Origin of the sequence: Microcoleus sp. T3_D1, from assembly GCF_036700405.1 — a bacterium.
Lineage (GTDB): Bacteria > Cyanobacteriota > Cyanobacteriia > Cyanobacteriales > Microcoleaceae > Microcoleus.
In genome coordinates this window covers 86,229-113,074 of record NZ_JAUBOV010000015.1, presented here as the reverse complement: position 1 = coordinate 113,074, position 26,846 = coordinate 86,229, and the positions used below count along the sequence as shown (strand labels likewise).

Sequence of the window (26,846 nt, the reverse complement as noted above, 5' to 3'; positions counted from 1 at the left end):
GTATTGTACAATACGCGAGCGGGGACGCTCGCACTACAATAAAAAAAATGCTTTTTACAAAACTGAGATGCTCCCTTATCCCTGGGGTCAATCTAAAATCTAAAATCTAAAATCTAAAATCTAAAATCGATTGAGGCACCTTACTAATTTTGCCGAAAAACCATTTAATTTTCTGTGCTTTTAATCGGAATCTTGAGCGTAAATTCAGTTCCTTTCCCTACAGCAGAAATACAATTGATTTCACCTTTATGTTTTTCGACAATAATTGAATGGGAAATCGCTAAACCCATCCCCGTCCCCGAACCTATTGGTTTTGTAGTATAGAAAGGGTCAAATATCCGCTGCTTGACTTGAGCGGTCATCCCTGCACCGTTATCAGCAATTCTAATCACAGCGAGAGTACCTTCTACCTCTGTACGAATGCGGATAATTCCCGGATTTTCGAGCGGTGGTTGTAAAACGTCAATAGCGTTAGCAATAATATTCATAAACACCTGATTCAACAGTCCGGCGTAGCACTCCACCAGTGGCAATTGCCCGTATTCTTTAACGAGTTGAATTGCTGGGCGATCCGGCTGAACTTTCAGACGGTGTTCTAAAATCATCAATGTGCTGTCGATGCCTTCGTGAATGTTAACCTTTTTCATGTCAGATTCATCGAGGCGAGAGAAATTCCGCAAACTCCGCACGATATCCCGGATGCGAGTAGCTCCCACCTGCATAGAAGACAGGATTTTAGGCAAGTCCTCTAGCACAAAATCCAGCTCTAAAACTTCTATTTCTTCCTGAATCGCTGGAGGAGGTTCCGGGTATTCATCTCGATACATTTGCAGCAGTTTCATCAGGCTCCTGGTGTATTCTTCTGTGTAGGTAAGATTGCCGAAGATAAAGCTAACTGGGTTATTGATTTCGTGGGCAATTCCTGCTACCATCTGACCGAGACTCGACATTTTTTCTGCCTGCACGAGCTGGGTTTGAGCAAGCTTAAGTTCGCACAGAGTAACTTCGAGTTTGGCTGCTTGTTCTTGCGCTATCCGGGCTGAATCGACGCTTTGAGTGTAGAGTTCCGCTTGACTGATGGCGATCGACAATTGATCGCAAATTGCCGATAGCAACTCCACTTCGTCTTTTGTCCACCTGTGGATCTCGCGGCAAGAAGTGCAGCCAACAACTCCAGTTAAACCCCCTGCACTCTTAACCGGCAAATCCAAGACAGACTTGTAACCCACCTGCAAAAAGAATTCCCTTTCTACTGGATCGCTGAAAGTTGTAACATCATCTATTTGATAGATTTCCAAATTAGCTATCTTTTGCGCCAGCGTCCCCGTTACCTCAGCAGGGTAATAACCCAAAAGCGAGAGCAAGTCATCATTTTTAGCTTCGTGGATGATATCCCAAGCGGGCGTCTCGGCCTCGGGCGTATACCACATAAACAGACAGCGATCGAGTTGCAGCAAGTCGCGAATTTGCCGCACAGTTGTTGCCAAGATAGTATCTAAATCTAGAGAAGCGCGGATTTGACTGCCTAGCTGGTTGAGCAATTTTTGCTGCATTGCTGCTGCTTTTGATTCGGCGGCGGCGAGGCGAGATTTTTCGTAAAGTTCGGCTTGATTAATGGCGATCGCCAATTGAGTTCCTACTGCCATTAACAGTTCCACTTCTTCGTCTCTCCACAGCCGCACCCCGCTGCAAGCACCGCAGAGGATCGCGCCAATTTGACCCGACTGTGTTTGAAGGGGAATGTCCAGCAGAGAATTGAGTCCTACAGACATTAAAAATTCCCGTTCGGCTGGATCGGTTAATGCCTCAACATCGTCGATCTGAATTATTTCCAAATTGGCAATCCGCTCACCCATAGAAGCAGTTGGCTCGACAGGATATAAACCCAAACGCGAGGGCCAATCGGCATTCTTTGCCTCGTATCTCACATTCCAAACCGGCGGCGAAGCGTCGGGTAAATACCAGATAAACTGACAGCGATCGAGTTGCAGCAAGTCGCGAATTTGCTGCACGGTTGTTGCTAAAATAGTATCTAAATCCAGAGATTCGCGGATATTGCTAGCTAGCTGGTTCAGCAGCGCTTCCTGCTCCGCTAATTTGCGGAATCTCGCTTCCGACTTTTGCAACTGTCTTTGAGCTTCTTTTTGTTTGGTAACGTCCAAACCCAAACCGATTAAGCCGATCGCGTTACCACAATCATCTTTGACCTTAGTTTTAATTGTGTCAAACTGGTGATATTCACCATCAGTAAGCTCTATAATTTCTTCCGTATAACATGGAATATCTTGGCTCCACGCTTGCGCGTCAGATGCCATGCAGTTAGCAGATTGTTCTAAGCCCAAAACTTCGGAATAGTGAGAGGCTGCTAAAAATCTTGATTCAGGTATAGCCACATCTTCGCAGAAAGTTTTGTTAACTAATAACATCCGCCCGCTAGCATTTGCCATCCATACCCAGATCGGAGCGTTGTCAATAATTGCCCTCAAAGTTTGCTTTTGTGTGGCGAGAGCAACTTCTGTTTGTTTGCGCTTAATTCCAAGGGCGATCGCATCGGCACTTGACGCCAAAGCAATCAGCGTTGATTCGTTCAACTCCTGGCGAGCAAACATCGCCATAACTCCCAGCAACTGATTGTCAACAATTAGCGGATATCCAGCAAAAGCCACCATTCCTTCACGCGCCGCCCATTCTTTGTCCTTGATGTGAGGATCTTCTGGGAGAGAATTAGTGATGTGAGGTTGTCGCTCCAGGGCGATTAAACCAATCTTGAACTCACCGACAGCAATGCGGCTGTGAGCGCCGTCAATGCGAGTATACATCCCCGCGCTTGCTTGCAGTTCCAATACATTTCCCTCTTGATTCAGCGTCCAAATCCGAGCAAAGGCAACATCCAAATGGCGCACAACTGCATCGGCGCAATATTGCAAAGTTGCAAGCAAAGTCTGGTTTTGAGTTAGACCAATTCCCACATCTGCTGTGAATAAAGAAAGTTTTAATTGTTCTGCTAAAGCTTGTTCTGCTATTTTGCGCTCTGTAATGTCCGTAGCAGCACCGAGACGCTGCTTAATTTTTCCCTCCTCTGTTCTGCTAAACACAATTTCCCGGCTGACTAGCCAGCGCCAACAGCCATTTTTGTCGCGCACCCGGTATTCGTACTCACCAACTTCGCCGTCGGGAGCAGTTTCCAATGGCTGCAAATATTCTGGAAATTTAGCTAAATCATCAGGGTGGATAATGGTCGGCAACAGACTGCTGCCCATTTTTTGAACTTCTTCGACGGTATAGCCCAGCGCGACAGTGATTTCGCGGTTGTTGTACACATTTCGCTGCTCGATCTCGTCGTAGAGATAGAGAATATTCGGAGTAGCATTGGCAATTTGTTCGATAAAACGCTGGCTTTCTTGCAGCGCTGCTTCTGCTTTTTTGCGATCGCTAATATCGCGAGCAACTCCCACTACACCCGTGATGTTTCCAGCTCGATCGCGCAAAGGACTTTTGGTAGCAAGAACTGTCAGGATGTTGCCCTCGCTGTCTTTTACTACTTCCTCGATCGTTTCCTCAATACCTGATTGCCAGATCCGGCGGTCATTTTCCACCAGCATCTGTGCAATCTCCGGCGGAAATAATTCTGCATCCTTTTTGCCAATAATTTCTGATTTTGGCAAGCCAATAATTCCCGCCGCCGTAGAATTGAGCAATAGGTAGCGGCTCTGAGTATCTTTGACAAAAATGCTGTCGCCTGTACTTTCGATTACATTTTCAAACAGGATGTTGCTCTCTATTAGCGCTGCTTCTATTTCTTTGCGATCGCTGATGTCGCGAGATACGCCAACTACGCCGATAATATTTCCTTCGGCGTCTTTCCAAGGGCATTTTGTTGTTAGTAGCGTCCGATTTTCGCCATTTTTTGGTACAATTTCTTCATAATTTAAATATTCTCCCGCTGTCACGAGCCTGCGGTCGGCTTCGATAATTTGCTGGGCTATTTCTGGGGGAAAGAAATTTGTATCGTCCTTGCCGATCATTGCCTCCACTGATGTTGAGAGCCAGTCAGCAGCAACGGAGTTAGCGATCGCGTAGCGACCTTGAATGTCCTTGACAAAAATGACATCCGGCGTACTTTCAATCACCGATCGCAAAATAGAATTGCTTTGCTGGAGGGACTGTTGGGCGAGTTTGGGATCGGTAATTTCGCGGCCGATACCATACATCAATTCTTCCTCGCAGAAAGGGGTAGCAGTCCAGGCTATCCACTTGTAAGACCCGTTTCGACAGCGCCAGCGGTTTTCAAACCCAACGGTATTATTCCCCGCAGCAATACTTTCAGCTTGTTTTAGAGTAGCTTCGCGATCGTCGGGATGCACGAATTCAATGAAGAGTTGGCCAACCATTTCGGCTTCGGAATAGCCGAGGATTTTTTCTGCTGCTGGGTTGATGCGTTTGAAATAACCGTCAAAACCAATGACGCACAGCATATCTGGCGAGAGGCTAAAAAAGCGATCGCCCCCGTTGGGTTCGCTGGATGGGCGATCGCTTCCGGCGAGGGCGCAAGAGGTGTTTGAGTGCGCCGATACCGCCAAAAAGACAATATTTGCTATTCCCAAAAATCCCAGGGCGAGTGGGCTATCGTAGAAATTATCACCGTTGCCAGCTACGAGCCACCCATTTAAGACAAGCAGTACAATTATCAAAATTGAGAATACACTGCCAGGGGCGATCGTCGCTAGGCTAATTTTTTTTTCATACTCCTTGCTGCCTTCTGCCTTTTCTATTCTGGTGACTGCTGCCGTAATTTTTGGCCACAACACTTGCAGTAAGTTCGATAATTTAGTGCTTTTTGATTCTTCGATACGAACAGAAGATTTCATTTTTTTACTTTTGATCCCGTTTTACGTGCGGTGAGCCAAAATTACAATAAAGCTGTTTAAATATTGTAAAACTTTCCTAGCTGTCGAAATCTAGCCTTTTAAAATTTGCGTAAATCTACGCAACCTCACGAGATAATTAAGTGTATTTACGGAATTAGGGAGCAATCTCTTTTTAGCTGGGGTGGGCATTTTCTACTTTTTCCGACTCATAGAGAGAGTTTATCTATAATACTACGCTACTTATTGTTCTTAGTCATTGGACATTTAGCCTAATCTAGCTAATCCTGGACGCAGAACCTAATTATGTAGGGTTCTGCTGAAGCAGCTTACCGCGTTATAGTAGCGTGTTATACCACTTTTATCGTCCAGGAATGACCGGGTTTGATGTAGGAAAATACTGCGTGGAGCGCGCTGGCTGTGGGTTGAACAACCCGGAATATTAGTCAAGTTCAAGCAGGTTGAATTTGACAATAAATTATGAAGTTACAATAAAGATAAACTGCGGATTTCTGAAGATAAAATGACAAAAATATTGGTAGCATTTTTTCGTTGCACTCCTATTTTCGCGCGTAAGGGCTAATTAGTAATTGGTAACGGCCAATTGGTAATTGATACGAGTTTAAAACACTAGATATCAATTTTGTTGTGATTCATCAGCAGGCGATGGGGGCCAAGGCGCCACAGCACCCAAAGCAGATTTGCGGCCTAATTGCTGTTGCCGAATTCGCTCCAAATTCCCCGCAGGAATAGAAGCTATGAGTTGCCGCGTGTAAGCTTGCTGCGGTTGGCGGTAAATGCGCTCGGCAGTGCCAATTTCTTCGATTTTACCTTTGTTCATGACGATCGCGCGATCGCTCATAAACTTGACCACGCTCAAATCGTGAGAAATAAAAATATAAGTCAGTCCAAACTCTGTTTGCAACTCCTTCAGCAAATTTAAAACTTGCGCCTGCACCGACACATCTAATGCCGAAACCGACTCATCGCAAATAATAAACTTAGGATTCAAAGCCAAAGCTCTAGCAATACAAATTCGCTGCCGCTGTCCGCCCGAAAACTCGTGAGGGTAGCGCCGCATAAAATCGGGATTTAAACCCACTCTCTCCAACAAATAAGCCGCGCGCTCGCGCTGTTCTTTGTGGTTCTTACCAAAGCGGTGAATCACCATCGGTTCCATCACCGCATCCCCAACATTTAGGCGCGGATCGAGAGAACTAAAAGGGTCTTGAAAAATAATTTGCAGATCGCGCCGCAGCCACCGCAATTTGCGATCGTACTCTTTTTTCATCCGATAATTAGCCATCCACTGCGATGCCGAACTACTTTTCGCAGGAGGCGTAATTTCTTGACCTTCAAAAAACACTTGACCGCTGGCGATCGGAATTAATTGCAGCAAAGCTCTCGCCAAAGTTGATTTGCCGCAGCCAGACTCACCCACCAAACCCAAAGTCTCGCCAGGGTAAACCTCAAAAGAAATATCGTTTACCGCCATAAATAAGCGTTTAGTTTCGCCAAACATTCCCTGCACCGGAAAACCGACTCGCAAGTTATCAACAGCTAGCAAAGGCTCGGAAATATTCGGCAGCCGAGGCGGTTTTCCGGTGGCAAAAGCGGGATTTCCCCCGCTGTTGTCGCCGTCTAAATCGGCATTTTTCTCGACAATTACTAATTCGCCGCTAGCATTTGTGGTGACATCCATAAAATCGGAAACTGTCGGCAAGCGGCGCCTTTGCCGATCGAGAGTTGGGCGGCAAGCTAACAGACCTTTTGTGTAAGGATGTTGGGGATTGCTGAAAATTTGTTCGATCGCACCGCACTCAACAATCTTGCCCCGGTACATCACCGCCACCGTATCGCCAATTTCAGCAATGACGCCCAAATCGTGGGTAATAAAAATCATTGCCATGCCTCTAGAGTCGCGCAACTCCCGCAGCAAAGCTAAGATTGTTGCCTGCACGGTTACGTCCAAAGCCGTGGTAGGTTCATCAGCAATTAATAAAGTTGGATTGCAAGAAATGGCCATTGCAATCATCACGCGCTGGATTTGACCGCCTGAGAGTTCGTGGGGGTAGCGATCGAGCATAGCTTGTTTTTGGCCGTTGACGAGCTGCATCAAATCGCGATCGTCCTCCCGAACCGCTTCTTGTCGCAAAGCCAAACACCTCTGCCTGAGCTCATCGTCGCCCGGTAGCAGCTTCACCTCTTGCAGCAGAGAAGCAGCTTGGCGCCGCGCTTCTGTCTGCGACACCTGTTGGTGCAAACAAATGGCTTCTGTGAGTTGAAATCCGATCGTATAAACGGGATTTAGCGAACTCATCGGCTCTTGAAAAATCGTCGCAATCTGGCTGCCCCGGTATGTTTGTTTTTCCCTGTCCGGCATTTCCAGCAGATTAAGGGGCCCATTGCTAGCGCCGTCTTTTGTCGAATAAAACCAAATTTCGCCATCGATTTTCGTTGAGGAACTCGAAAGCAAACCCATCACAGCCAGGGATGTTACCGATTTTCCCGACCCCGACTCTCCCACGATGCCCAGAGTTTGCCCTCGCTTGACCTCAAAGGAAATGCCGTCAACCGCTTTGACGGTTGCAGACGCATCGCCTGCGTCCGCAGATTGAAATTGAACCCGCAGGTTGCGAACTTCTAGGACGGTTTCACTCATGGAAGTCTATGGCAAAAATTAAAGGGAGATTAAGTGGATTGTAGCAGGGCCTGTGGAAGGCAGAAGGCACGGGGAAAGTTTTAAGATTGCTTCGTTCCTCGCGAAGCGTGGCAATCAGAAAACTCAGGGCTAGTTATAGCGGATCTCAATCAGGTGAGGTACTCGCCGGCTGTCTTACCAATTTCGCAATCGAAAATCGAAAATCGAAAATCCCAATCAGTACCTCACTCAATTGACAATTGCCATAAGTGCCTTCTGCCTGCAATTTTCCTCAAAAACCGATGATTTGAGTGTCAGCAGGCAGTGCAGTGGCTTCGGAGACCTTTTTAAACACGGTTGCCTGTTCGTTTAAGGCATTAGGTCTCGCCTGTCCGGGATTGGTGCCTTCCAACTGAAGGCGCATTTGACCTTCGGGAGTCAACTCAAAAACAGTCTCAACGGTTTGTGTGCTGCTGAGGCCGACATCAATGTGCATCGGTTTTTCACCGAGATTAACTTTGTACCTCATTTCTTTGGCGCGGGCGGCTCCGTCGGGGCCTTTCGCCATGAGAAACAATTTGCCTTCTGGGGCAAAGATGAAGGTGAAAGACTGACCGGAGGCTGTGCCTTGCCATTGGCCTAGAAGTTGCGTGTCGATGCTGCTAGCGGCCGGGGCTGCTGTTTCTTGGGCAATTATTGGTGCCGCTGCGGATGCGGGGCCGTGTGAAGCGGTGAAGCTGGCGAGGATGCCGAAGCAAAGGCCACTTGCGATCGCTTTGCCAATCATTTTTGAATTAGACATGAGACCGATCTAAAAATTGGTTATTTGTTTTGTACACTGTAGCGGTAAAACCGTACTTTGTTTAGTTTAAATCCCTTTTAAGGATAGATATAGGTTGCGGTTCCCACCTGCAACGCAGTTGTCATCCCCAAACTAAAGCTTTTCCTGAGCTTGTTGAAGGGTCACGGGGCTTTCAGTTTTTTTTTATTGTAAAATCCAATACAAATTCGGCTTAAGCTGCACAGTTCGCTGTTCTGAGTAGATTGTTCTTAACTCAAAACAGCTAATTGACTATTGCGTTCGATCGCACTCCCAGATAGTTTGGCAAATCGATCGCATTAATAGCCTTTCATTAATTTTTTTCAGTATCGGGTTCGACTTGTTCTGTCGGAGATTCCGGCGCGGGTTCCTGTGGATTTCGCGATCGTTTCATTCGCTCCAATGCCTCGGCGTAAGACCAAGCCACGTTCACAAGAAAAGCTTTCGCCATGCCGGACAAATTTTGTGCATCCTCGGTTTCAGGCGCTTCAGCTTTTTGGTTGCCGTCGTTCATCATGTTTTTGTTTTCTCCCGGGCAGGTTTTTCTAACGATTTTTTGCAGTGTGCGATCGATACCCAAAAATTATGATTTTGCTTGCACCCGCACCCTACTTATCTTTGAGGGTATGACCTTGATTACCACAAATAATATCATAAATACGCTGATTCGATGACCCAATCAGAAAGAAACCTTAACTTCGCTGGTTGCCCGCAGCACTGACTCTTGCTGGAAAGTGCGCTTGTAAGTTTCGATAATTTCATGAATAGCTTGATTTTTTTCAGGACTACTTTCATAAATTAAAATAACTATTTTAGAGTTTTCTCTAATCAGAATTCCCGATTTGTTGAGAAACTGCCCGGAGCCGTCTAATACGGTTAGCCCTTCCCGAAAGCGAGGGGTAATAACCGCCTTGACAAACTCCTGCCATTCTGATTCAGAAATTGTCTCGCCTCCCGGTTTTGTTAAGCCAAAAAACAGTTCATCTTTGAGGAGATTTGTTTGCTTGGCATTAGTCTCCGAAGTTTCGGGAAGTTGAGCGCGGGCAATTGTCGCAGGACAAATAGGCAGGATGAACAGCAGGCAGGTCAAGCAAAGACAGTTAAGATGTTTATTCATCAGGAATTACGCGGAAATTCTATATTGTGGGCCGTTGTTTCTAGCGTGCCCTTGAAATGCTGATTGAGAATAAGCTGTTGGGCATCTAAATTGTATTTTTTGGGCGGGCTCTTAGGCCCAACCCCTACTCCCCACAAGACTTTTCTTAAATTTGACTCTACAATTTAAATGCACTTCAGCTTACTGCAATATCTCAGTTTTAACCACCGAGTCTGATCAACGGGTTTTTAACGCAAATTTGATTTAATTTAACATAAAAGACTTCCAACTCAAAAACCCAGTTTCACCTGAGAAACTGGGTTTTTGAGCATCTGTTCTAGTTTATTTATGCTCGCCTACTTGATTGCGTCTGTCGTATTAAGCTGCTACGCATCTAAATTGAATACAGAGACGGGCAGGATGCCCGTCCCACAATAATTGTAGAAAAATTGACTGTCAAATTAGATGCACAGCAGCTTCAGTAGCTCAACCTATTTAAACGTCAAACTTTTCAGGTGTGGAGAAACCCGGAAGGGCGAGCACTCTTGCCTACGCCCCCAAAGCAATCAGGTTTCTCAGTGTTATATTAGACCTCTTGCAAAAATAATTAGGACGGGCAAGATGCCCATCCCACAAGAAAAAATAACTCTTGTGGGACGGGCATCTTGCCCGTCCCATCAATTGATGAAAGGATTTTTGCAAGAGGTCTATTTTTTTAGTTGGAGCTACTAATCCTTTAATTCGCGGATACTTCTCTTAGCAGTGTCTTGGTACATCTCCCCGAATTCTTTCACGGCTGCTCCTGCCTCTTGCCCAATCTTCTGAACTCGTTCGCCCGGAGAGTCTGATGTTTCGCGAGCTTCTTGCCTCCATTCCCGTGTTGTTTGGGGTCTTTCAGGATTGTTTAGATCGGCCTTTGAGCTGGCTTGCGCGCCAAAACCTTTGTTACTGCTTCCCGAATCAACATTTGTTGTTAGCAGCAGAAAACCGACTAGGACAACACTCAAAAAACTCTTGAGTTGAAAGCCCTTAAGCAGGGAACTGATGCGAGCAATGGCTGTGGAAATCAAATTCATCTCAGTAATACTCCCGAAGTAGATTGGTGATAATTTTGAACATTTTTTCATCTAATTGACTGGCTCCAAGATGAGCAGCTAAGGCGAGGTCTAGCCAACTTAGCTTTTACTTGCGATTAACCACCTAAATAGAGTTATAGGTTAGCGATAAAATCTGGTAAACACGCCACCTATTTGTCAGTCAATTAGCTTTTTCACACATGAATATCACCTTAACAGCCGCCAAAGAGTTCTACCTCTAACTAAAGTCATAACTTAGTTATAAGCAAAAAAAATATTTTTCAGCACAGGGTTAGACAATTTTTAATCAATGATGCTATGCAGGGCAAATTCTTATTGCAAGCGATCGCCCGTTTTCACGTCAAACCAGTGCAGCAACTGAGACGGAAAAACCAGCTCTACAATTTCGGAATTCCAGTGGCGGTCATTTGGCAGCAAAGCCCGCACCGTTACTGACTCCACACCTTTAACTCGGACGCTAACTAAATTTTGCATTCCCAAGTTTTCCACTAAAAAAACCTCACCTTTAATTGCCTCTGGGGCCGACATCTTGCCGGCCTCTGCATCTGCAAAGCCGACGTGTTCCGGGCGAATTCCCAACACAATTTCTGGCGGCACAGTCGGCATATCTGGTAGTCGAACTCTAAAATCGCCCAACTGAGCAAAATTGCCCTGGCATTTAAGCACGAGCAAATTCATTTGCGGGCTGCCCACAAAACCGGCTACAAACTGATTTGCCGGACGGGTATAAATTAAGTGTGGCGGATCGAGCTGCTGCACGTTGCCGCTGTTGAGAACTGCGACTTTTGTTGAAAGCGTCATTGCTTCGGTTTGGTCGTGAGTGACGTAAACTACCGGAGCTTTTTGGGAGGAAAACAATTGTTTGAGTTCGGCCCTAACTTTTTCCCGTAATAATGCGTCGAGATTGCTTAAAGGTTCGTCGAGCAAAAATACTTCCGGTTGGCGCACTAATGCGCGGCCGAGGGCGACTCGCTGCCGCTGTCCGCCTGATAGTTTTCCTGGTTTGCGATCGATTAATTCCGTCAATCCGAGGGATGTTGCAACTTCCGTCACTAACCGATTGATTTCACCGGAGGAGATTTTGCGAAGTTTGAGGCTCGATGCCATATTCTCGTATACTGTCATGTGCGGATAAAGCGCGTAACTTTGAAAAACCATTGCAATATCGCGATCGCCCGGTCTGAGATAAGTGACATCGCGATCGCCAATTCTAATCTCGCCCCTAGTTGGCTGTTCCAACCCTGCAATTAATCGCAGCGTCGTAGATTTTCCACACCCCGAGGGCCCCAGCAAAGTCAGAAATTCCCCTTCGCTGACATCCAAACTAATGTCTTTTACGGGAACTACTTTAGGGCTGTAGGTTTTATTGAGGTTTTTTAGTTGCAATTTTGCCATGATTTTTAATGGGTAATTGGAAATTGGTAAGAACAGCACGACACGGATAAACACGGATACACGGATTAATCTTCTGTTGCTTGTTTGACTACTGACTACTCTCCAATCTAAAATCTAAAATCTAAAATCTAAAATCGATTTATCCTTTTACCGCCCCCGCAGTTAAACCCTGAACTATGCGCCGCTGGAACACCAAAACCAGCAAAACCAAGGGCAAAGTTCCCAAAACGGTAGCTGCGGCGATCGGCCCGTAAGGAATCTCAAAGACTGACACCCCGCTGAGTTGAGCAGTTGCGACGGGAATAGTTTTCAGAGATTCGCGAGTCATAAATGTCAGTGCAAATATAAACTCGTTCCAAGCTGAAATAAATGTTAAAATTCCCGTTGTGACTAACGCGGGAAATGTCATCGGTAGCACGATTTGCCACAGCATTTGAAAAGTGTTGTATCCGTCAACTTTAGCGGCATCTTCCAAATCTTTGGGCAACTGTTGAAAGAAACTCCGCATCACCAAAATTGTCAGCGGCAGATTGATCGCGGTGTAAGGAATAATTAATGCTAAATAATTATTCCCTAAATCCAAAGCTTTGACAATTTCCAGCAGTCCCAAAAATAGCAGCACCGCCGGAAACAGCGTTACAATAGTCACAGTTGCCAGGATGATTCTCTCGCCCCACAGCCGCAACCGGGCTAAAGCGTAAGCTGCGGGAGCGCCTACAGCCAAACACAGCAATGTTGAAGTAATCGAAACAAAAGCGCTATTTAAAATGTAAAGTGCAAACGGGCGACGTTGGAAGAGGGACAGGTAATGCTCGAAAGTAATTCGTTTGGGAATGTAGACGTTTGGAATCGCCGAAATATCCGCATTTACTTTGAAAGAAGTTAGCACTTGCCAGAGGATTGGTGCGAGGAAATATGCGACAATTAAGAGGGCTGAGATTGGCAAGATTAATTGCCGGATGTTAAAGTTTTTTTTGGTAGGTTTTTCGCGGGCGATCGACATAATTTATACCAATGAGATAAAAGTGCAACTGTTGGTTATCTAAAATCCAAAATCCAAAATGTAAAATCGTCTTAGTTTCCTCCTGCTGCATTGGTGCGGGCTCTCGATAACAGGTAAGCGGCGATCGCAACTGCTGCCACTAACAGCAAAAAAGTACACACCACCAAAGCCGCCCCGTACCCAAAGTCTAAATACCTCATTACCGTGCTGTAAATGTAGATAGAAACCGTCTCAGTAGCCCCCGCCGGCCCCCCTCCCGTCATCACCTGAATCAAGTCAAAAATGCCGAAAGCTTGGGCAAATCTAAACAGCACAGCAATCACAATTTGCGGCATCAGTAGGGGTACAGTAACTTGACGGAAACTCTGCCAGCTACGGGCGCCGTCAATCGCGTGTGCTTCGTACAAATCACCGGGAATTGATTGCAATCCCGCTAGCAAAAGCAAGCTGACAAAAGGCGTGGTTTTCCAGACATCCGCTGTAATCACTGCCATCATTGCTAAAGTCGGATCTCCCAGCCAGCTAATACTATTTTGAATCAATCCTAATCGCCTCAAAATGTCGTTGATTACGCCGTATTGGTCGTTAAAAATCCACGCCCAAGCTACTCCCATCAATGCAGTGGGCAGCGCCCAAGGTAGCAAGGAGATTGTGCGAACAATGCCGCGCCCTGCGAAGGATTGATTTAAGACTAAGGCAATGCCCATACCGAGAATTAATTCCAGCACAACAGAGGCGACTGTAAATACTGTGGTGTTGGCTAAAGTTTGCCAGAAACGCCCGTCGCCTAACATTCGACTGTAGTTAGCAAAACCAGAAAAAACCAGTTTTAATTCTGTACCGAGGTTTTGGGTGAATAAACTCAGCCAAAAAGCGCGCAATATTGGGTAAGCAAATACTAGCATCAGAATTATCAAAGCTGGTGCTACTAATATCCATCCGGTTTTTTGTTCGCGCTGTCGCATCTTGTCTAATTGCATATTGTTCACCTTTAATTTATTTTTGGGCGGGTTAGAAGCCCAACCCCTACTCCCCACAATAAAAAAATTAACTCTTTGTGGAACAGGCATCTTGCCTGTTTCTAACTCTTTGTGAAACAGGCATCTTGTCTGTTTCTAACTTTTTGTGGAACAGGCATCTTGCCTGTTTCTGACTCTGTGTGGAACAGGCATCTTGCCTGTTTCTGACAGAGGCAAGATGTCAAATTTACGAAGCTTTGGGTTGTTTCAAACTGCCTAATAAATTGCGAGTTTCGCTAGCTGCTGCTTTCATTGCTTGTTCTGCACTCATTCTCCCGGTAAAAGCTGAACTCAAATAACGCTGCAAAATATCAGAAGCTTGAGCGTATTGTGCCAGGGGCGGGCGCAAAGCTGAGCGTTCCACTACTTTTAGCAGTTGCGGGTAGTGGGGATATTTGGCGACTATTTCTTTGTTGGTAAACAGCGATTTGTAACTGGGAACTAAACCGGTTTGTATAATAAATTTGCGTTGGGTTTCCTCGCTGGTAAGGTACTGAATTGCTTTCCACGCTTGTTCTGGATGTTTTGAGGTTTTGGCAATTCCCCAGCCCCAGCCGCCCAAGCAGGAACCGCCTGTTTGGCCGATACTGCTGAGCATGGGATCGATCGCAATTTTGCCTCTAACATTCGATCCCTCGGCATTTGCCAGCTTCCAAACATACGGCCAGTTTCGCAAAAACAGTGCTTTGCCGTTTTGAAACAACAGCCGGGTTTCTTCTTCGCCGTAGGTGGTGACACCCGGAGGAGAAATGCCAGAGGCGATCGTATTTTTGAGAAATTCCACTGCTTTAATTGCTTCTGGTTTATCTAAGCCAACTTCAAAAGTTTGCGGGTTAGCCCAAAAGCCGCCGAAACCGGAGAGCACTTCAACAAACATCGCAGATACTCCCTCGTATTGTTTACCTTGCCACAAATAACCCCAAGTTGCTTTTCCCTGTTTCTGCAAGTTTTGAGAGATTTTTACCATCTCTTCAAAGGTTTTCGGCGCAGGAATTTTCGCTTGTTCTAAAATGTCTTTGCGGTAATAAAGCATTCCGGCATCGGAAGCGTGGGGAATTCGATAAAGTTTGCCCCGATACCGCCCGCCTTCGACGTTACCTTGGATGAATTTTGATAGTTGTTCGGGGGGAATTCTGTCTGTCAAATCGCTTACCCAACCTGCGGCTGCAAATTTGGGAACCCAGACAATATCCATGTTGATGATGTCGTAGGGCGATTCGCCTAAAAGAAAGGCAGATGTGTAAAGATTTTCTATGAGGTTGCTGTCAAAAGGCCCTTCTATGAGGTTGATGCGAATGTCGGGGTTTTTCTGTTCAAATTCTTTGACAAAGGGTCTCCAGTTAACAAGGTCTTGACCTTGCATTAACATGGTGATCACGACTGGCTGTTGAGTCAGTGCCGGCAGAATAAATAAAAGCAAGACGGCGGCTAATGTGACAGCAAATAAGGCTAAAAGACGGGGACGCTTCTGGCTTCGTTGCAGCAGGGAATTTATGTTTTGCATTTGCTTTTGAGAAATGGCGGTGCGATCGCCTTCTTTCTCTCATAACTCGCTTTCTTTTGTTTCGCTGGATTTAGCGAGTTTGTGCAATAAAAGTTTAACTAAACTTTAGCTTACTTAATAATGCTTGAGTGAAGAGTGCACATTTTGATTTAAGTAGGTGAAAGGGGAGTTGAGTAGACATCTATCTATAGAGAGATATTGAGAAAATTGTCTAATATATAGCAATCCTAAATCATTTGTGAATTTCTTACTCCCTCCCCTTGGTAAGGGGAGGGTTGGGGTGGGGTAAAAAGTTGACGACTCATTTAGGATTGCTATAGCAGTTGTCAATCGGATGAAACTCACATCTTGCACCATTGTCAAGAACAGGCTTTTCGGCCTGTTCCACAATGAAATTCATCTCTTGTGGAACAGGCCGAAAAGCCTGTTCCTAAACAAGTAATTGAGAATTGTGCAATATCTCAGATGAAACAAAGTAGGGACTTACACCCAGCCTAAGTGGGAGCATCTCAGTTTTGCATTTACAGTGCGAGCGTCCCCGCTCGCGTATTGTACAATACGCGAGCGGGGACGCTCGCACTACAATAAAAAAAAGGCTTTTTACAAAACTGAGATGCTCCCGCCTAAGTCCCTACAGATGCTCGCATCCCATCTCTATTTATCCCTACTTTTAAGAGTGGGTATAACTTTTCTTGCTGGCCCGATCGACGATCTATTCTGCTCTAAAAACCCGGTTTCTGAGTAAGTCCTAAATACAAACTAAATACAAAAAACACCGCTCCTCAAAATAGGAGAACGGTGTATAGGGGGTGTTATGGGTTGTTGTCTGGGATTAACTTTAACAAATCACGATCGGCTGAGGCTATACCTTGTGAAGGTTAAAAAATTGGCACAAACCTGCACGATCGCCCGTCGCTCGATCGACCGCGAGCGATTAGCCCAACCATTCCACAACAGCATCCTGCTTGGTATTGGTGCGCCGTTCTGGGGTTTCGCGCTCGAATTTCATGTGGATGGCGCGGTTTTGTTCGCCGTCGGCTGCTACTGCAAAAATCGGATAGTCGATCAAGCCGTCTTGGAAGGACATCTGGAAGCGGAAAGTGCCGTCAGCATTGAGTTTAATCGGCTGTCCGCCTACGTAGACGGTAGCGTCGGGTTCGGTGGCGCCGTAGACGATCAGTTCGGCATCAGCAACTAACCAGAACTGGCGGGGGCGCATCGGGGCGGCGAAGCCAACTCCCGACATACCGACACCCGACATACCGAAACCTGACATGGTGAGACCCGACATACCGACACCCGACATGGTGAGGCCGGACATACCGACACCGGACATGGTGAGACCGGACATACCGACACCCGACGCGGTGAGGCCGGACATGGTGGGAGCCGCCCACATTCCAACGCCGGAGGGGAACACGTAGGAACTGAGAGCTTGTTCGTGGATGCCGACTTGCTGGACGGAACCGGCGACGTGCTGCATGGAACCGAAGACAGAACCCGCTACGCGCAGGGCTTCTGCAGATTCTGCCATGCCGAAGATTTGTTCGTAGATGGCGTTGCTGGTGCTGTAACCACCGCCATTGACTGCTTTTGCGAGTTTCTTGGCCGGAGGAACCAGTTCCGCGAAGGTTTTGCCCTGCAATTCTTCTTCCCAGTCGAGGGTGATGAATTGATCTTCAATCCAGTCGCTGGGATAGACGGGAGGAACGCGGACTTCGGCCGATCGAGCTAATACTAGCCAGCGGCCATCTGCACAGCGGTAGCCGATGTCGATCGCGTAGTCGCGATCGCTCACGGGGATTGGCACGTACCATTCCCGCGCCAGTTCGTCGCAGGGATATTCTTGAATGCTGTGCGGGCTTTGAATGTCGAGGTTAACATCTGTAACGTCGTAGATCCGCAGGGCGAGTTGCTGTCCTCCTTGGCGACGCAATTCTTCTTTGCGATCGTTGGGAATGTCCCAGTAAGTGTAGGCCCATTCAGGGTCGCGGGGCATTAAAACAACCCGGCTTTCGCCGTAGCCGTTAGGCAAATCTGCTAAACCTTCATCTACAGATGACAAAGAACCGCCGGTTCTATCTTCTTGGCCGAGTTCAAACTTTGCTGCTTCCACTGCTTCTTGTGCCTCTAGTTTGCGAGATGGACTGTATGAAAATTTGGTGCGCTGAATTTCTTGAATTGATGCCAGAAGTTGCGATTTCCGCATCCGGCTGTAGCGAGAGACTCCACATTCGCTAGCAACTCTGCGGAGTTGTCGCAAAGTCATCTCTTCTAATGGTGGGCGTTCTTTTGCCATGAGTTTGTTCTCCACTAATTTGGGATGGCGGGTTAGATTTTTCGTTTCAACACAAATGTGTTGACTTTTTGAGTTAGAAACTCTTTTAAATGCAAATACGATCGAGCTTCCAAATCTCTCCAACCTTTGAAGCCTTGATTGTTTTTAGCTTGTCTTTTCCCCAATGCGATCGAGGGTTGTGACTTCTTGGCTTCGGCGCGCACCGTCCGATCTAAATAAAACTTTTCTGTCGATTCTTGATTGACAAGATCGATTTTGTGAGTGCGATCGGTGCTGCTAGCAACGCTGTGCTGGCAGCACACGCGCTATTCGACTCCCAGTGCTGCTTAATCGAAGCATTTCTTTGGGATCGCTTTGTCATGACTCAATGTTGCAGACAAGTTGCGATCGGGTCAAGGGGTCTTTTGCCTCAATCCTGGGTAGTTATACGCATTTTCGTGATTTTGGGGATCACTTTGTCAGGGAATCTTGACATATTAGAGGTTTGGGGGATCGTTGTTGAAGGAAATGTCAGGATTTGATGACAAATTGCGATAGGGGGCTTTTGATGGGTTTGGAGGGTGGGGGCGATCGTTTATAATATGTCTGCCTTTAGTAAGATGACATTTTAGAAAAATTCCCGTTTTGCCCGCTGGATGAGTGAAAGAGGTGAAAAGCAATCACAATCACTCGCTGAGGAGAATCGAATGAGACTAACGGGCGATCGACGCAAACAACTAAAAGCAGCTCTTATTGATGCTTTCCCTACTCAACAAAAACTTAGCCAGTTTGTCAAAGAGGAACTCGAAAATAATCTGGATGAAATAGCACTAGGAAATGACTTAGGAGAAATTATCTTCAAATTAATTCAACATACAGAATCTCATGGATGGGAAGCTAAACTCATTTTCGCTGCTCGTCAGGATAAGCCGGGTAATCCAAAATTAGCTGCTTTTGTTCGAGATTATGAAACAGAGTATTGGGAAAACATAGCGCAACAGACAAACTTTTACAACCTGAAAGAACTTGATGCGAGCAAGGCCATAGTACAAGTGCAGGGAAAAGTTGTACAAGTAATTGAAAGCCATCCTCATGTCAACAATGAGTTGATGTCCTTATTACAGCAAATACTGGTTAAGTTGAACGAACCGGCGACACCTGCGGCGGGGAAGGTAAAATGGGCTGTACCTATAATTCCAGGAATTGTGTCCTATGAAGTGGAAATCGATACAGAAAATTCTTTAAGAAGGGCATTTCAGCCACTCAAACAACTATTTGAGGTAAAGTAACTCGCCCCGATACACCTTGCCCGTATCGGGGCTTGTCAGCATTTCGAGCAGAAGATAAAAACTTATTTTTTGGGCGTGAGGAGTTTGTAAAGCAGTTAGTCAAGGCTGTAAAACAACATCCTTTAGTACCTGTAATTGGTGCAAGCGGTAGTGGCAAGTCTTCTGTTGTGCTTGCTGGATTAATTCCTTGTTTGAGAAAAGAGGAAACTTGGCTGATTGGGTCTTTTCGTCCGCAGAGTCAGCCGTTTTATGGACTGGCTGCTGCTTTGGTGAGCGCGGGCTATCCACAACTAAATAAGGAGCTGCCAAACGAAAAAACTTCTAAATTGTTTGAACAGATGCAGGGGAGTAGAAAGTTATGGCAGGAAGTCACAGATATCCTGACAGAAAATCATGGTAAAAAATTATTGCTAATAATTGACCAGTTTGAGGAATTATACGCTCTCGATAGCGAAGTGCAGAAAAAATTTGTAGATGCGCTGTTGGAAGCAGTCAAAAAAAATCCCATTCGTTTCAAATTAGTATTGACAATTCGGACAGATTTTTTGGATTACATCATCAAGTATCCGCCATTTAAGGAAGCGGCATTACAGTCCGAAAGTCATAAATTTCTGGGATCGATGAATCCAGAAGAAATGAAATCGGTTATTGAGTTAATTGACCGCGATACCCAGGAGAATATCGTCGAATTAGAAGATAGATTAACGCAGCGGATTTTGGATGATGTGCAGCAAGCACCTGGAAATTTACCGCTGCTGGAATTTACTCTGACGCAACTGTGGAAAGAGAATAGGGGAGGAAGATTAACTCTTCAGGCATATGAAAAGATTGGAGGTGTGAAAAAGGCGCTCGCAAATCATGCAGACGAAATTTATCACCAACTGAATGAAGAGGAGAGAAAACAGGCACAGCAAATATTTTTACAGTTAGCAAGTCTAGGAGAACAGGCGGAAGATATAACTTTGGCAAGAGATACTCGACGGTTAGCGACTAGGAGTGAAATCGGGGAAGATAATTGGCAGTTAGTCATGAAACTAGCAGGTTCAGATCGGGATATACCAGATCGGGATAAACAGCTACCGCTTTTAGTAACGGGGGGGAATGATAAAACTGGGGAACAGACGGTTGAGGTTGTCCACGAAGCGTTGATTCGAGAATGGGGAAAGTTGCGGGAATGGATAGAAAATGACCGCACTTTTCTCACTTGGCGGCATCAACTGTGGAGACAAATAGCGCAATGGAACTCTGCGGATAAAGATGAAGGAGCTTTGTTACGAGGAAAACCTCTAGTTATTGCTGAAGATTGGTTACAAAAGCGCCCAGCAGAGTTGATAAATGAGCGCAAATATATCGAGCAAAGTTTGAAACTGCGGAAACGCAGGCGGCGCTGGACTATTTCAGCGTTGACTGGCTTTTTGTTAGTTGCGGGAGTGCAATGGGGGCAAACAGAATCTCAAAAGCAAAAACTTGAAATTAGCCAAGCGGAACTTAGGATTAATTATTCAAATGCACTCTTTAATGAAGGCCAACAGTTTGATGCACTCATGGAAGCTTTGCGAGTAGCAAAGCCACTGCGATCGCAACCCAAGCCACCAATGGAAGTTGTGACGGCGTTGCGACAAGCGATTTACCGGGTACAAGAGCGCAACCGATTGGGAGGGCATAGCTATTGGATCAATACCGTCAGTTTCAGTCCCGATGGTAAAATCCTGGCTTCCGGCAGTCGTGACAGTACCATCAAACTTTGGAATGTTTCCACAGGTCAATTAATCCGCACCATCAATGATAGCAACCCGATCGTTAGCGTCAGTTTCAGTCCTGATGGCAAAACCCTGGCTTCTAACAGTGGTGACAAAAGCATCAAACTTTGGAATGTCGCTACTGGCAAAGAAATCAAAACCCTCAATGGGCATAGCAATTGGGTTAATAGCCTTAGTTTCAGTCCCGATGGCAAAACTCTGGCTTCTGGCAGTGGTGACAAAACCATTAAACTTTGGAATGTCACTACTGGCAAAGGAATCAAAATTCTCAATGGGCATAGCAATGGGATCAATACCATCAGTTTCAGTCCCGATGGCAAAACTCTGGCTTCTGGCAGTGATGACAAAACCATTAAACTTTGGAATGTCGCTACTGGCAAAGAAATCATTACCCTCAATGGGCATAGCAATTGGGTTAATAGCCTTAGTTTCACTTCCGATGGCAAAACTCTGGCTTCTGGCAGTGGTGACAAAACCATTAAACTTTGGAATGTCGCTACTGGCAAAGAAATCAAAACTCTCAATGGGCATAACGCTTCCATCTATAGCGTCAGTTTCAGTCCCGATGGCAAAACCTTGGCTTCTGGCAGTTATGACAACACTATGAAATTCTGGAATGTCGATACGGGCGAAGTAACCATTAATTTCAATGAACATAAGGATTCAATCTCTAGCATCAGTTTTAGTCCTGATGGCAAAACCTTCGCTTCTGGTAGTAGTGACAAAACCATCAAAATTTGGAATGTGTCGATAGGCGAAGAAAAAAGCCTTAAGGGGCATAAAGATTCAATCTTTGAAGTCAGTTTCAGTCCTGATGGCAAAACCCTAGCTTCTGCCAGCGCTGATAACACCATCAAACTCTGGAATGTCGATACGGGCGAAGCAAAAACCCTCAAGGGGCATAAGGGTGCGATTCAAAGTGTCAGTTTCAGTCCCGATGGCAAAATCCTGGCTTCTGGCAGTCGTGACAAAACCATCAAACTCTGGGAACTCAAGACGGGGAAAGAAATCAAAACCCTTAACGGGCATAGCGATTGGATCTATAGCGTCAGTTTCAGCCCCGATGGCAAAATCCTGGCTTCTGGCAGTGCTGACAAAACCATCAAACTCTGGGATGTTGCTCAACGCAAAGGAATTAAAACCCTTGATAAGCATAGTGAAGAGGTCAATAGCGTTAGTTTCAGTCCTGATGGCAAAACATTGGCTTCTGGCAGCGATGACAAAACCATCAAACTTTGGGATGTTGCTACTGGCGAAGAAATCACACCCCTCTATGGGCATGATTATGCGGTTTATAGCGTTAGTTTCAGTCCCGATGGCAAAACCCTGGCTTCTGGCAGTGCTGACAAAACCATCAAACTTTGGGATGTCGGTGCAGGCACAGCAAAAAACACGCTCATTGGTCATATCGATGAGGTCTGGAGCGTCAGCTTCAGTCCTGATGGCAAAACCCTGGCTTCTGGCAGTGCTGATAATACCATCCAACTTTGGGATGTCGATACAGGAAAAAAAATCACCATCGACAGAGATATCGACGGGCATAGCGATAAGGTTTTTAGCGTCAGTTTCAGCGCCGATGGCAAAACCCTGGCTTCTGGCAGTCGCGACAATACAATTATTTTGTGGAATTTTGATTTTGAGGATTTACTGGTGCGAAGTTGTAATTGGATGCGTCCCTATTTACAGAATAATCCTAATGTGAGCGAAAGCGACAAGCAGCTTTGCAATGATATTGGCAGTCAAAATTAGAGTAGAGACAGGATTAATTGCGTCTGGAAAATCCGATGCAATTGAAACTGTGCTGGCACTACGCATTCAGAAACCCGACTTTTTGAATAAGTCGGGTTTCTCATGAGTCTTGTATAATAGGGCGAGCTGCTCGATCGCATTTATAATATTTCTCAAATAGGTAAACTTAGGTAATAGCCGATCGCGAGGCCGCACAATATGTTCAACAACACCATTACCATTCCCCAAACCTTCAAAGTAACTCACGAACAGTTCCAGCAAATTGCTGCCGTCAACCGTGAGTTAAGACTAGAGAGAACAGCTACAGGAGAATTAATCGTGATGCCGCCCACGGCAAGCGAAACAGGCAATCGAAACCTAGATATTTCAGGACAACTCTGGCTGTGGAATCGCCAAACCAAGCTAGGAGTAGTATTTGACTCTTCTACTGGTTTTCAACTGCCCAATGGGGCCGATCGCTCCCCAGACGCTTCCTGGGTTAAATTAGAACGATGGCAAACTCTCACACCCAAACAACAAGAAGGCTTCGCTCCCCTTTGTCCAGACTTTGTTGTAGAATTGCGATCTAAATCTGACAACATGGAACCATTGCGAGAAAAAATGCGGGAATACATCGCGAATGGATCTCGTTTGGGGTGGTTAATCGATCGCAAAAATAAGAAAGTCGAAATATACAGACAAAATCGGGATGTGGAAATATTAGATAATCCCAGCACTTTGTCAGGGGAAGATGTGTTACCGGGATTTGTCTTAGATTTAACAGATGTTTGGTAGCGACACCGAAAGATTCACCAACCGCAATATAATAAATTAGAGCCGTACATCAATCCCAAATCTCAAATCCCATGCCCCTAACGCTTTACAACAGCTTGACCCGTCGCGAATCACCTTTTGAACCCCTCGAACCAGGAAAGGTGCGGATGTACTGCTGCGGCGTTACGGTATACGATTACTGCCACGTCGGCCACGCCCGCGCTTACATTGTTTGGGACATGGTGCGCCGCTATCTGATGTGGCGAGGATACGATGTGCGCTACGTGCAGAATTTTACAGATATTGACGACAAAATTCTCAACCGCGCCCGCGAAACAAATTCAACAATGGAAGCCGTGGCGGAACGCTTCATCGAGGAATATTTTGTAGATATGGACAAGCTGAATATTCTCAGGGCCGATGAATATCCCCGCGCCACCCATACAATCGACGGCATTAAACGGCTGATTCACGAATTAGAAAATAAAGGTTATGCCTATGCTTCCGGCGGCGACGTTTACTACAACGTGAGGCAGTTTGCCGATTACGGAAAACTTTCGGGCCGCAAGTTGGAAGAGATGCAAGCCGGGGCTAGCGGTAGATTGGAAACCGCAGAAATAGAAGCTCAAAAAAAGCAAGATTCCTCTGATTTTGCCCTGTGGAAAAGCGCTAAACCGGGAGAACCTGCTTGGGATTCATCTTGGGGAAAAGGCCGCCCCGGATGGCACATCGAATGTTCGGCGATGGTGCGCGATTGCTTGGGCGAAACTATTGACATTCACTGCGGGGGTTCCGATTTAACTTTTCCCCACCATGAGAATGAAATTGCTCAATCTGAAGCCGCGACGGGCAAGTCACTTGCTAATTATTGGATGCACAATGCTTTTGTGACTGTCAATGGCAAAAAGATGTCGAAATCTTTGCACAATTTTATTACAATTCGCGATTTGTTGGAGGGGAATTGGTCGGGCGATTTGGAATCTAACCCCCCCCAGCCCCCCCTTGGTAAGGGGGGGAGTCAGAATGAAGACTCCCTTGGTAAGGGGGGGAGTCAGAAGGAAGGAAGCGAGAAGTCAAAAGCGGTGGAACCGATGGCGGTGAGGCTGTTTGTGTTGATGGCGCAATATCGCAGTCAAATTGATTTTACCGAAGAGGCGATCGCCTCTGCAAAAAATGGCTGGCACACTCTTAAAGAAAGCCTACTTTTTGGTGATTTGCACGGTTCCCAATTGGGCTGGGATTCAGATAAAATTCTGAAATCGCCCATAGGGGAGAGTGAGGCTGTACAGCAATTTAGAGCAGCGATGGATGATGATTTCAATACTCCTAATGCTTTAGCTGTTGTGTTTGAATTGGCGAAGGAATTGCGGCGCGAAAGCAATATAATTGTACATGGGGGAAAAACGGAAATGCCTTCGGAAGTGTTGCAACAAAAGTGGCAGACTCTGGTTAAGTTAGCCGAAGTTTTAGGATTTAGAAAACCCAGACTCGTCCCGGCCAGTGCGACTATCAATATCCCTTCCGCATCTTTCAGTATTAATAAATTTGAAATCATTAGCGGATTAACTGATGAGGATATTGAGGTGATGATTCAGCAGCGGAAAGATGCCCGAAAAGCGAGGGATTTTGCAGAGGGCGATCGCATTCGCAACGAACTTAAGGATCGGGGCATTACTTTGATCGATCAAAAGGATGGTACAACCATCTGGCATCGGGGTTGAAACTAAATTCATAGTCTGCGGAGGCAGACTTTGTTTGACAAGAAGCGGTTTCAACCGCCGAATTCTAAACACGCTCTAATGTCTTCCTCCGTCAACTCAGGAAAATCGTCCAGAATTTCTGCATGAGACATTCCCGCAGCCAGCCAACCCAACACATCATAAACGGTAATTCGCATTCGCCTGATGCAAGGCTTTCCACTGCGTTTACCGGCTTCAATCGTAATGATGTTATCGCTCATGACAAGACCGACTTTAGTACATTTTTTTTAGTGTAGCCTAGTCTTGGAATAAGCGATACAATTTACTCAACTTCGCAATTTGTTCAACCTTAGAGCTAATACCCTAACTCTATGAATACCCTCGACCAAGTGCTAGAAACTGCTTTACAACTGTCCTACGAACAGCAGGAAATGCTGATAAAAATCCTGCAAAACCGTCACCGCGAGAGTGTCCGCGGGGAAATAGCTGCTGATGCCCAACAAACCTTAGCTGATTTCCGTACAGGCAAATTTCGACACCAGTCAGCCGAGGATGTTATTGCAACATTACGCCACTCTTTGGACGAGCCGGAAGCATGAGACAACTGGTTCTGACTCCCAAATTCAAACGAGCATTTCGCAAGTTGGTCAAACGAAATCCTGAGCTCCAGCAACGTATTGAAGAATCTCTTCAACAAATGGAAGCAGATGTATTTTTTCCTAACTTAGGTACCCACAAACTAGGCGGCAAACTCGACGGTCTTCAGTCCTGCTCTTGTGGCTATGATTGTCGTATCGTTTTCTCTATTGAAGAGGATACGGAAACAAATAGTGAAGTCATTGTTTTACTCGACATCGGCACACATGATGAGGTCTATTAACTGTGTCAGTTATTATTAGACGACCACTTCAGAAAGAGATTTAATTTTTATTTAACTTCTTCACAAATTCGGCAACAGCCTCCACAAATTCTGCGGTTGATTCGTAGGGCAAAACATTGCGCCCCGGCATTAATAAACCTTCCGCATTGGGAAAATGGGCTAAATATTGCGCTAATCTTTCATCGGGTTTCTCTTCCTTACCCGCTTGACTGATGCTGGAGGCTTTTTCTCCCATCACAATGAGTGCGGGTCGATCGAACTTTTGAATCGTACCGCTGTAATCCTGGCGCCAAAACCCCGCTAAAAACGAGAAAACCGCGTGACGGCTGTCAGGATTCGCCGCCCCAGCCTGCAAAGCATCCAACCATTCGCTGTCAACTTGTGTGGCATCGCCAAACAGTTGTTTCACAGAAAAAGAACGCAAAAACTCACCGCGTCTGGCGTAGCGGTAAAAAGCGTTTCCCAAGGGAGAATTTAACAAATTCCAGACAATTCTTTGCTGTCTTTCTGTCGAATGTTTGTTCATTACCGCCCAAGCTGGAGGCCCCGCGAGGACTAAGCCACGAATTAAATTTGAGCCGCTTTCCTGCTGCATTTTTGCTAAAGCCAAGCCTACAGACAGTAAAGCACCTTGCACGAGGACGATCGCAGGTTTTTTGACTACAGTTTCCAAGAAATACTGCAACTGTGCCGCCCAATCGTCTGGATAGCAAGCCACAGCAGGCATTTCGCAATCGCCGCAGCCCAAAAGGTCGGGATTATAAATCGGATTACTGTTCCCTGCTTTGTACCAACTCTCACAAAATCTATGCCAAAAGATTCTTGACAAACCAACTCCTATCGGATGAATTAATAACAAAGGGATGCTATCTTCTGTCGCCGTAGTTGGGTTATAAACTTCATAAGCACAGCGATAATTTTGCCATTCGTAAAACAGCGTTGGGGATTTTATAGACGAAATGGCGGACAAATCTTGGGTTGAATATTGCGGTTGCAT

Annotated in this window: 20 protein-coding genes; 6 read left to right on the top strand and 14 right to left on the bottom strand. The window is 45.9% G+C overall.

From position 1 onward, the window contains the following. Window positions 1–164 precede the first annotated feature (164 nt). The 12 genes from QT992_RS09675 to QT992_RS09620 form a co-directional block, all read right to left on the bottom strand. Window positions 165–4,868, bottom strand: coding sequence for a PAS domain S-box protein (locus QT992_RS09675; protein WP_333376904.1), 4,704 nt, complete (start codon window positions 4,866–4,868; stop codon window positions 165–167). A gap of 634 nt (window positions 4,869–5,502) precedes the next feature. Continuing rightward, entirely contained in the window at window positions 5,503–7,527 is a 2,025-nt protein-coding gene (locus tag QT992_RS09670; RefSeq protein WP_333321876.1) for an ABC transporter ATP-binding protein, read from the bottom strand. A 271-nt stretch (window positions 7,528–7,798) separates the two neighbouring features. Beyond that, window positions 7,799–8,308 carry a hypothetical protein gene (locus QT992_RS09665; RefSeq protein WP_333342202.1) on the bottom strand — a complete coding sequence of 170 codons (510 nt, stop codon included), beginning with the start codon at window positions 8,306–8,308 and terminating at the stop codon, window positions 7,799–7,801. Window positions 8,309–8,639: 331 nt separating this feature from the next. Next, entirely contained in the window at window positions 8,640–8,843 is a 204-nt protein-coding gene (locus tag QT992_RS09660; protein WP_333321873.1) for a hypothetical protein, read from the bottom strand. A 162-nt stretch (window positions 8,844–9,005) separates the two neighbouring features. Beyond that, complete coding sequence (locus QT992_RS09655) at window positions 9,006–9,443, bottom strand: DUF3574 domain-containing protein (RefSeq protein WP_333342201.1); 438 nt, start codon at window positions 9,441–9,443, stop codon at window positions 9,006–9,008. Between the two features lie 707 nt (window positions 9,444–10,150). Next, complete coding sequence (locus QT992_RS09650) at window positions 10,151–10,498, bottom strand: hypothetical protein (protein WP_333321871.1); 348 nt, start codon at window positions 10,496–10,498, stop codon at window positions 10,151–10,153. 333 nt (window positions 10,499–10,831) lie between these two features. After that, complete coding sequence (locus tag QT992_RS09645; protein WP_333342199.1) at window positions 10,832–11,914, bottom strand: ABC transporter ATP-binding protein; 1,083 nt, start codon at window positions 11,912–11,914, stop codon at window positions 10,832–10,834. A gap of 139 nt (window positions 11,915–12,053) precedes the next feature. Beyond that, window positions 12,054–12,917: a carbohydrate ABC transporter permease gene (locus QT992_RS09640; RefSeq protein WP_333342197.1), complete on the bottom strand. Its 864-nt coding sequence runs from the start codon at window positions 12,915–12,917 to the stop codon at window positions 12,054–12,056. Between the two features lie 71 nt (window positions 12,918–12,988). Further along, the gene (locus QT992_RS09635) at window positions 12,989–13,897 is read right to left on the bottom strand and encodes a sugar ABC transporter permease (protein WP_333342206.1); all 909 of its coding nucleotides are present in this window, start codon (window positions 13,895–13,897) and stop codon (window positions 12,989–12,991) included. A gap of 226 nt (window positions 13,898–14,123) precedes the next feature. Beyond that, window positions 14,124–15,440: an ABC transporter substrate-binding protein gene (locus tag QT992_RS09630; protein ID WP_333342195.1), complete on the bottom strand. Its 1,317-nt coding sequence runs from the start codon at window positions 15,438–15,440 to the stop codon at window positions 14,124–14,126. Window positions 15,441–16,374: 934 nt separating this feature from the next. Continuing rightward, complete coding sequence (locus QT992_RS09625) at window positions 16,375–17,739, bottom strand: DUF4912 domain-containing protein (RefSeq protein ID WP_333339024.1); 1,365 nt, start codon at window positions 17,737–17,739, stop codon at window positions 16,375–16,377. Window positions 17,740–17,771: 32 nt separating this feature from the next. Further along, on the bottom strand, window positions 17,772–18,041 hold the full coding sequence (locus tag QT992_RS09620) for a hypothetical protein (RefSeq protein ID WP_333142943.1): 270 nt from the start codon (window positions 18,039–18,041) through the stop codon (window positions 17,772–17,774). A 333-nt stretch (window positions 18,042–18,374) separates the two neighbouring features. Between QT992_RS09620 and QT992_RS09615 the strand changes: the two genes are divergently transcribed. The 4 genes from QT992_RS09615 (at window position 18,375) to cysS (ending at window position 24,990) form a co-directional block, all read left to right on the top strand. Then, a complete protein-coding gene (locus tag QT992_RS09615) occupies window positions 18,375–19,007 on the top strand; it encodes an effector-associated domain EAD1-containing protein (RefSeq protein WP_333339026.1) in 633 nt (210 codons plus the stop codon). A 32-nt stretch (window positions 19,008–19,039) separates the two neighbouring features. Then, window positions 19,040–22,516: an nSTAND1 domain-containing NTPase gene (locus QT992_RS09610; protein WP_333339029.1), complete on the top strand. Its 3,477-nt coding sequence runs from the start codon at window positions 19,040–19,042 to the stop codon at window positions 22,514–22,516. A gap of 198 nt (window positions 22,517–22,714) precedes the next feature. Next, a complete protein-coding gene (locus QT992_RS09605) occupies window positions 22,715–23,290 on the top strand; it encodes a Uma2 family endonuclease (RefSeq protein WP_333320798.1) in 576 nt (191 codons plus the stop codon). Window positions 23,291–23,361: 71 nt separating this feature from the next. Continuing rightward, a complete protein-coding gene (gene cysS, locus QT992_RS09600) occupies window positions 23,362–24,990 on the top strand; it encodes a cysteine--tRNA ligase (protein WP_333320800.1) in 1,629 nt (542 codons plus the stop codon). A gap of 50 nt (window positions 24,991–25,040) precedes the next feature. Here cysS and QT992_RS09595 read toward each other — a convergent pair whose 3' ends face one another. Next, on the bottom strand, window positions 25,041–25,229 hold the full coding sequence (locus QT992_RS09595; RefSeq protein WP_333243500.1) for a DUF433 domain-containing protein: 189 nt from the start codon (window positions 25,227–25,229) through the stop codon (window positions 25,041–25,043). A 111-nt stretch (window positions 25,230–25,340) separates the two neighbouring features. On the opposite strand from QT992_RS09595, the gene QT992_RS09590 reads away from it, so the two are divergent. Continuing rightward, window positions 25,341–25,568, top strand: coding sequence for a hypothetical protein (locus tag QT992_RS09590; RefSeq protein ID WP_333320802.1), 228 nt, complete (start codon window positions 25,341–25,343; stop codon window positions 25,566–25,568). Then, complete coding sequence (locus QT992_RS09585; RefSeq protein ID WP_333320804.1) at window positions 25,565–25,849, top strand: type II toxin-antitoxin system mRNA interferase toxin, RelE/StbE family; 285 nt, start codon at window positions 25,565–25,567, stop codon at window positions 25,847–25,849. The genes QT992_RS09590 and QT992_RS09585 overlap by 4 nt, the downstream gene beginning before the upstream one ends. A 40-nt stretch (window positions 25,850–25,889) precedes the next feature. Here the strand turns inward: QT992_RS09585 and QT992_RS09580 are convergent, their stop codons facing one another. Next, window positions 25,890–26,846: an alpha/beta fold hydrolase gene (locus QT992_RS09580; protein WP_333339034.1), complete on the bottom strand. Its 957-nt coding sequence runs from the start codon at window positions 26,844–26,846 to the stop codon at window positions 25,890–25,892.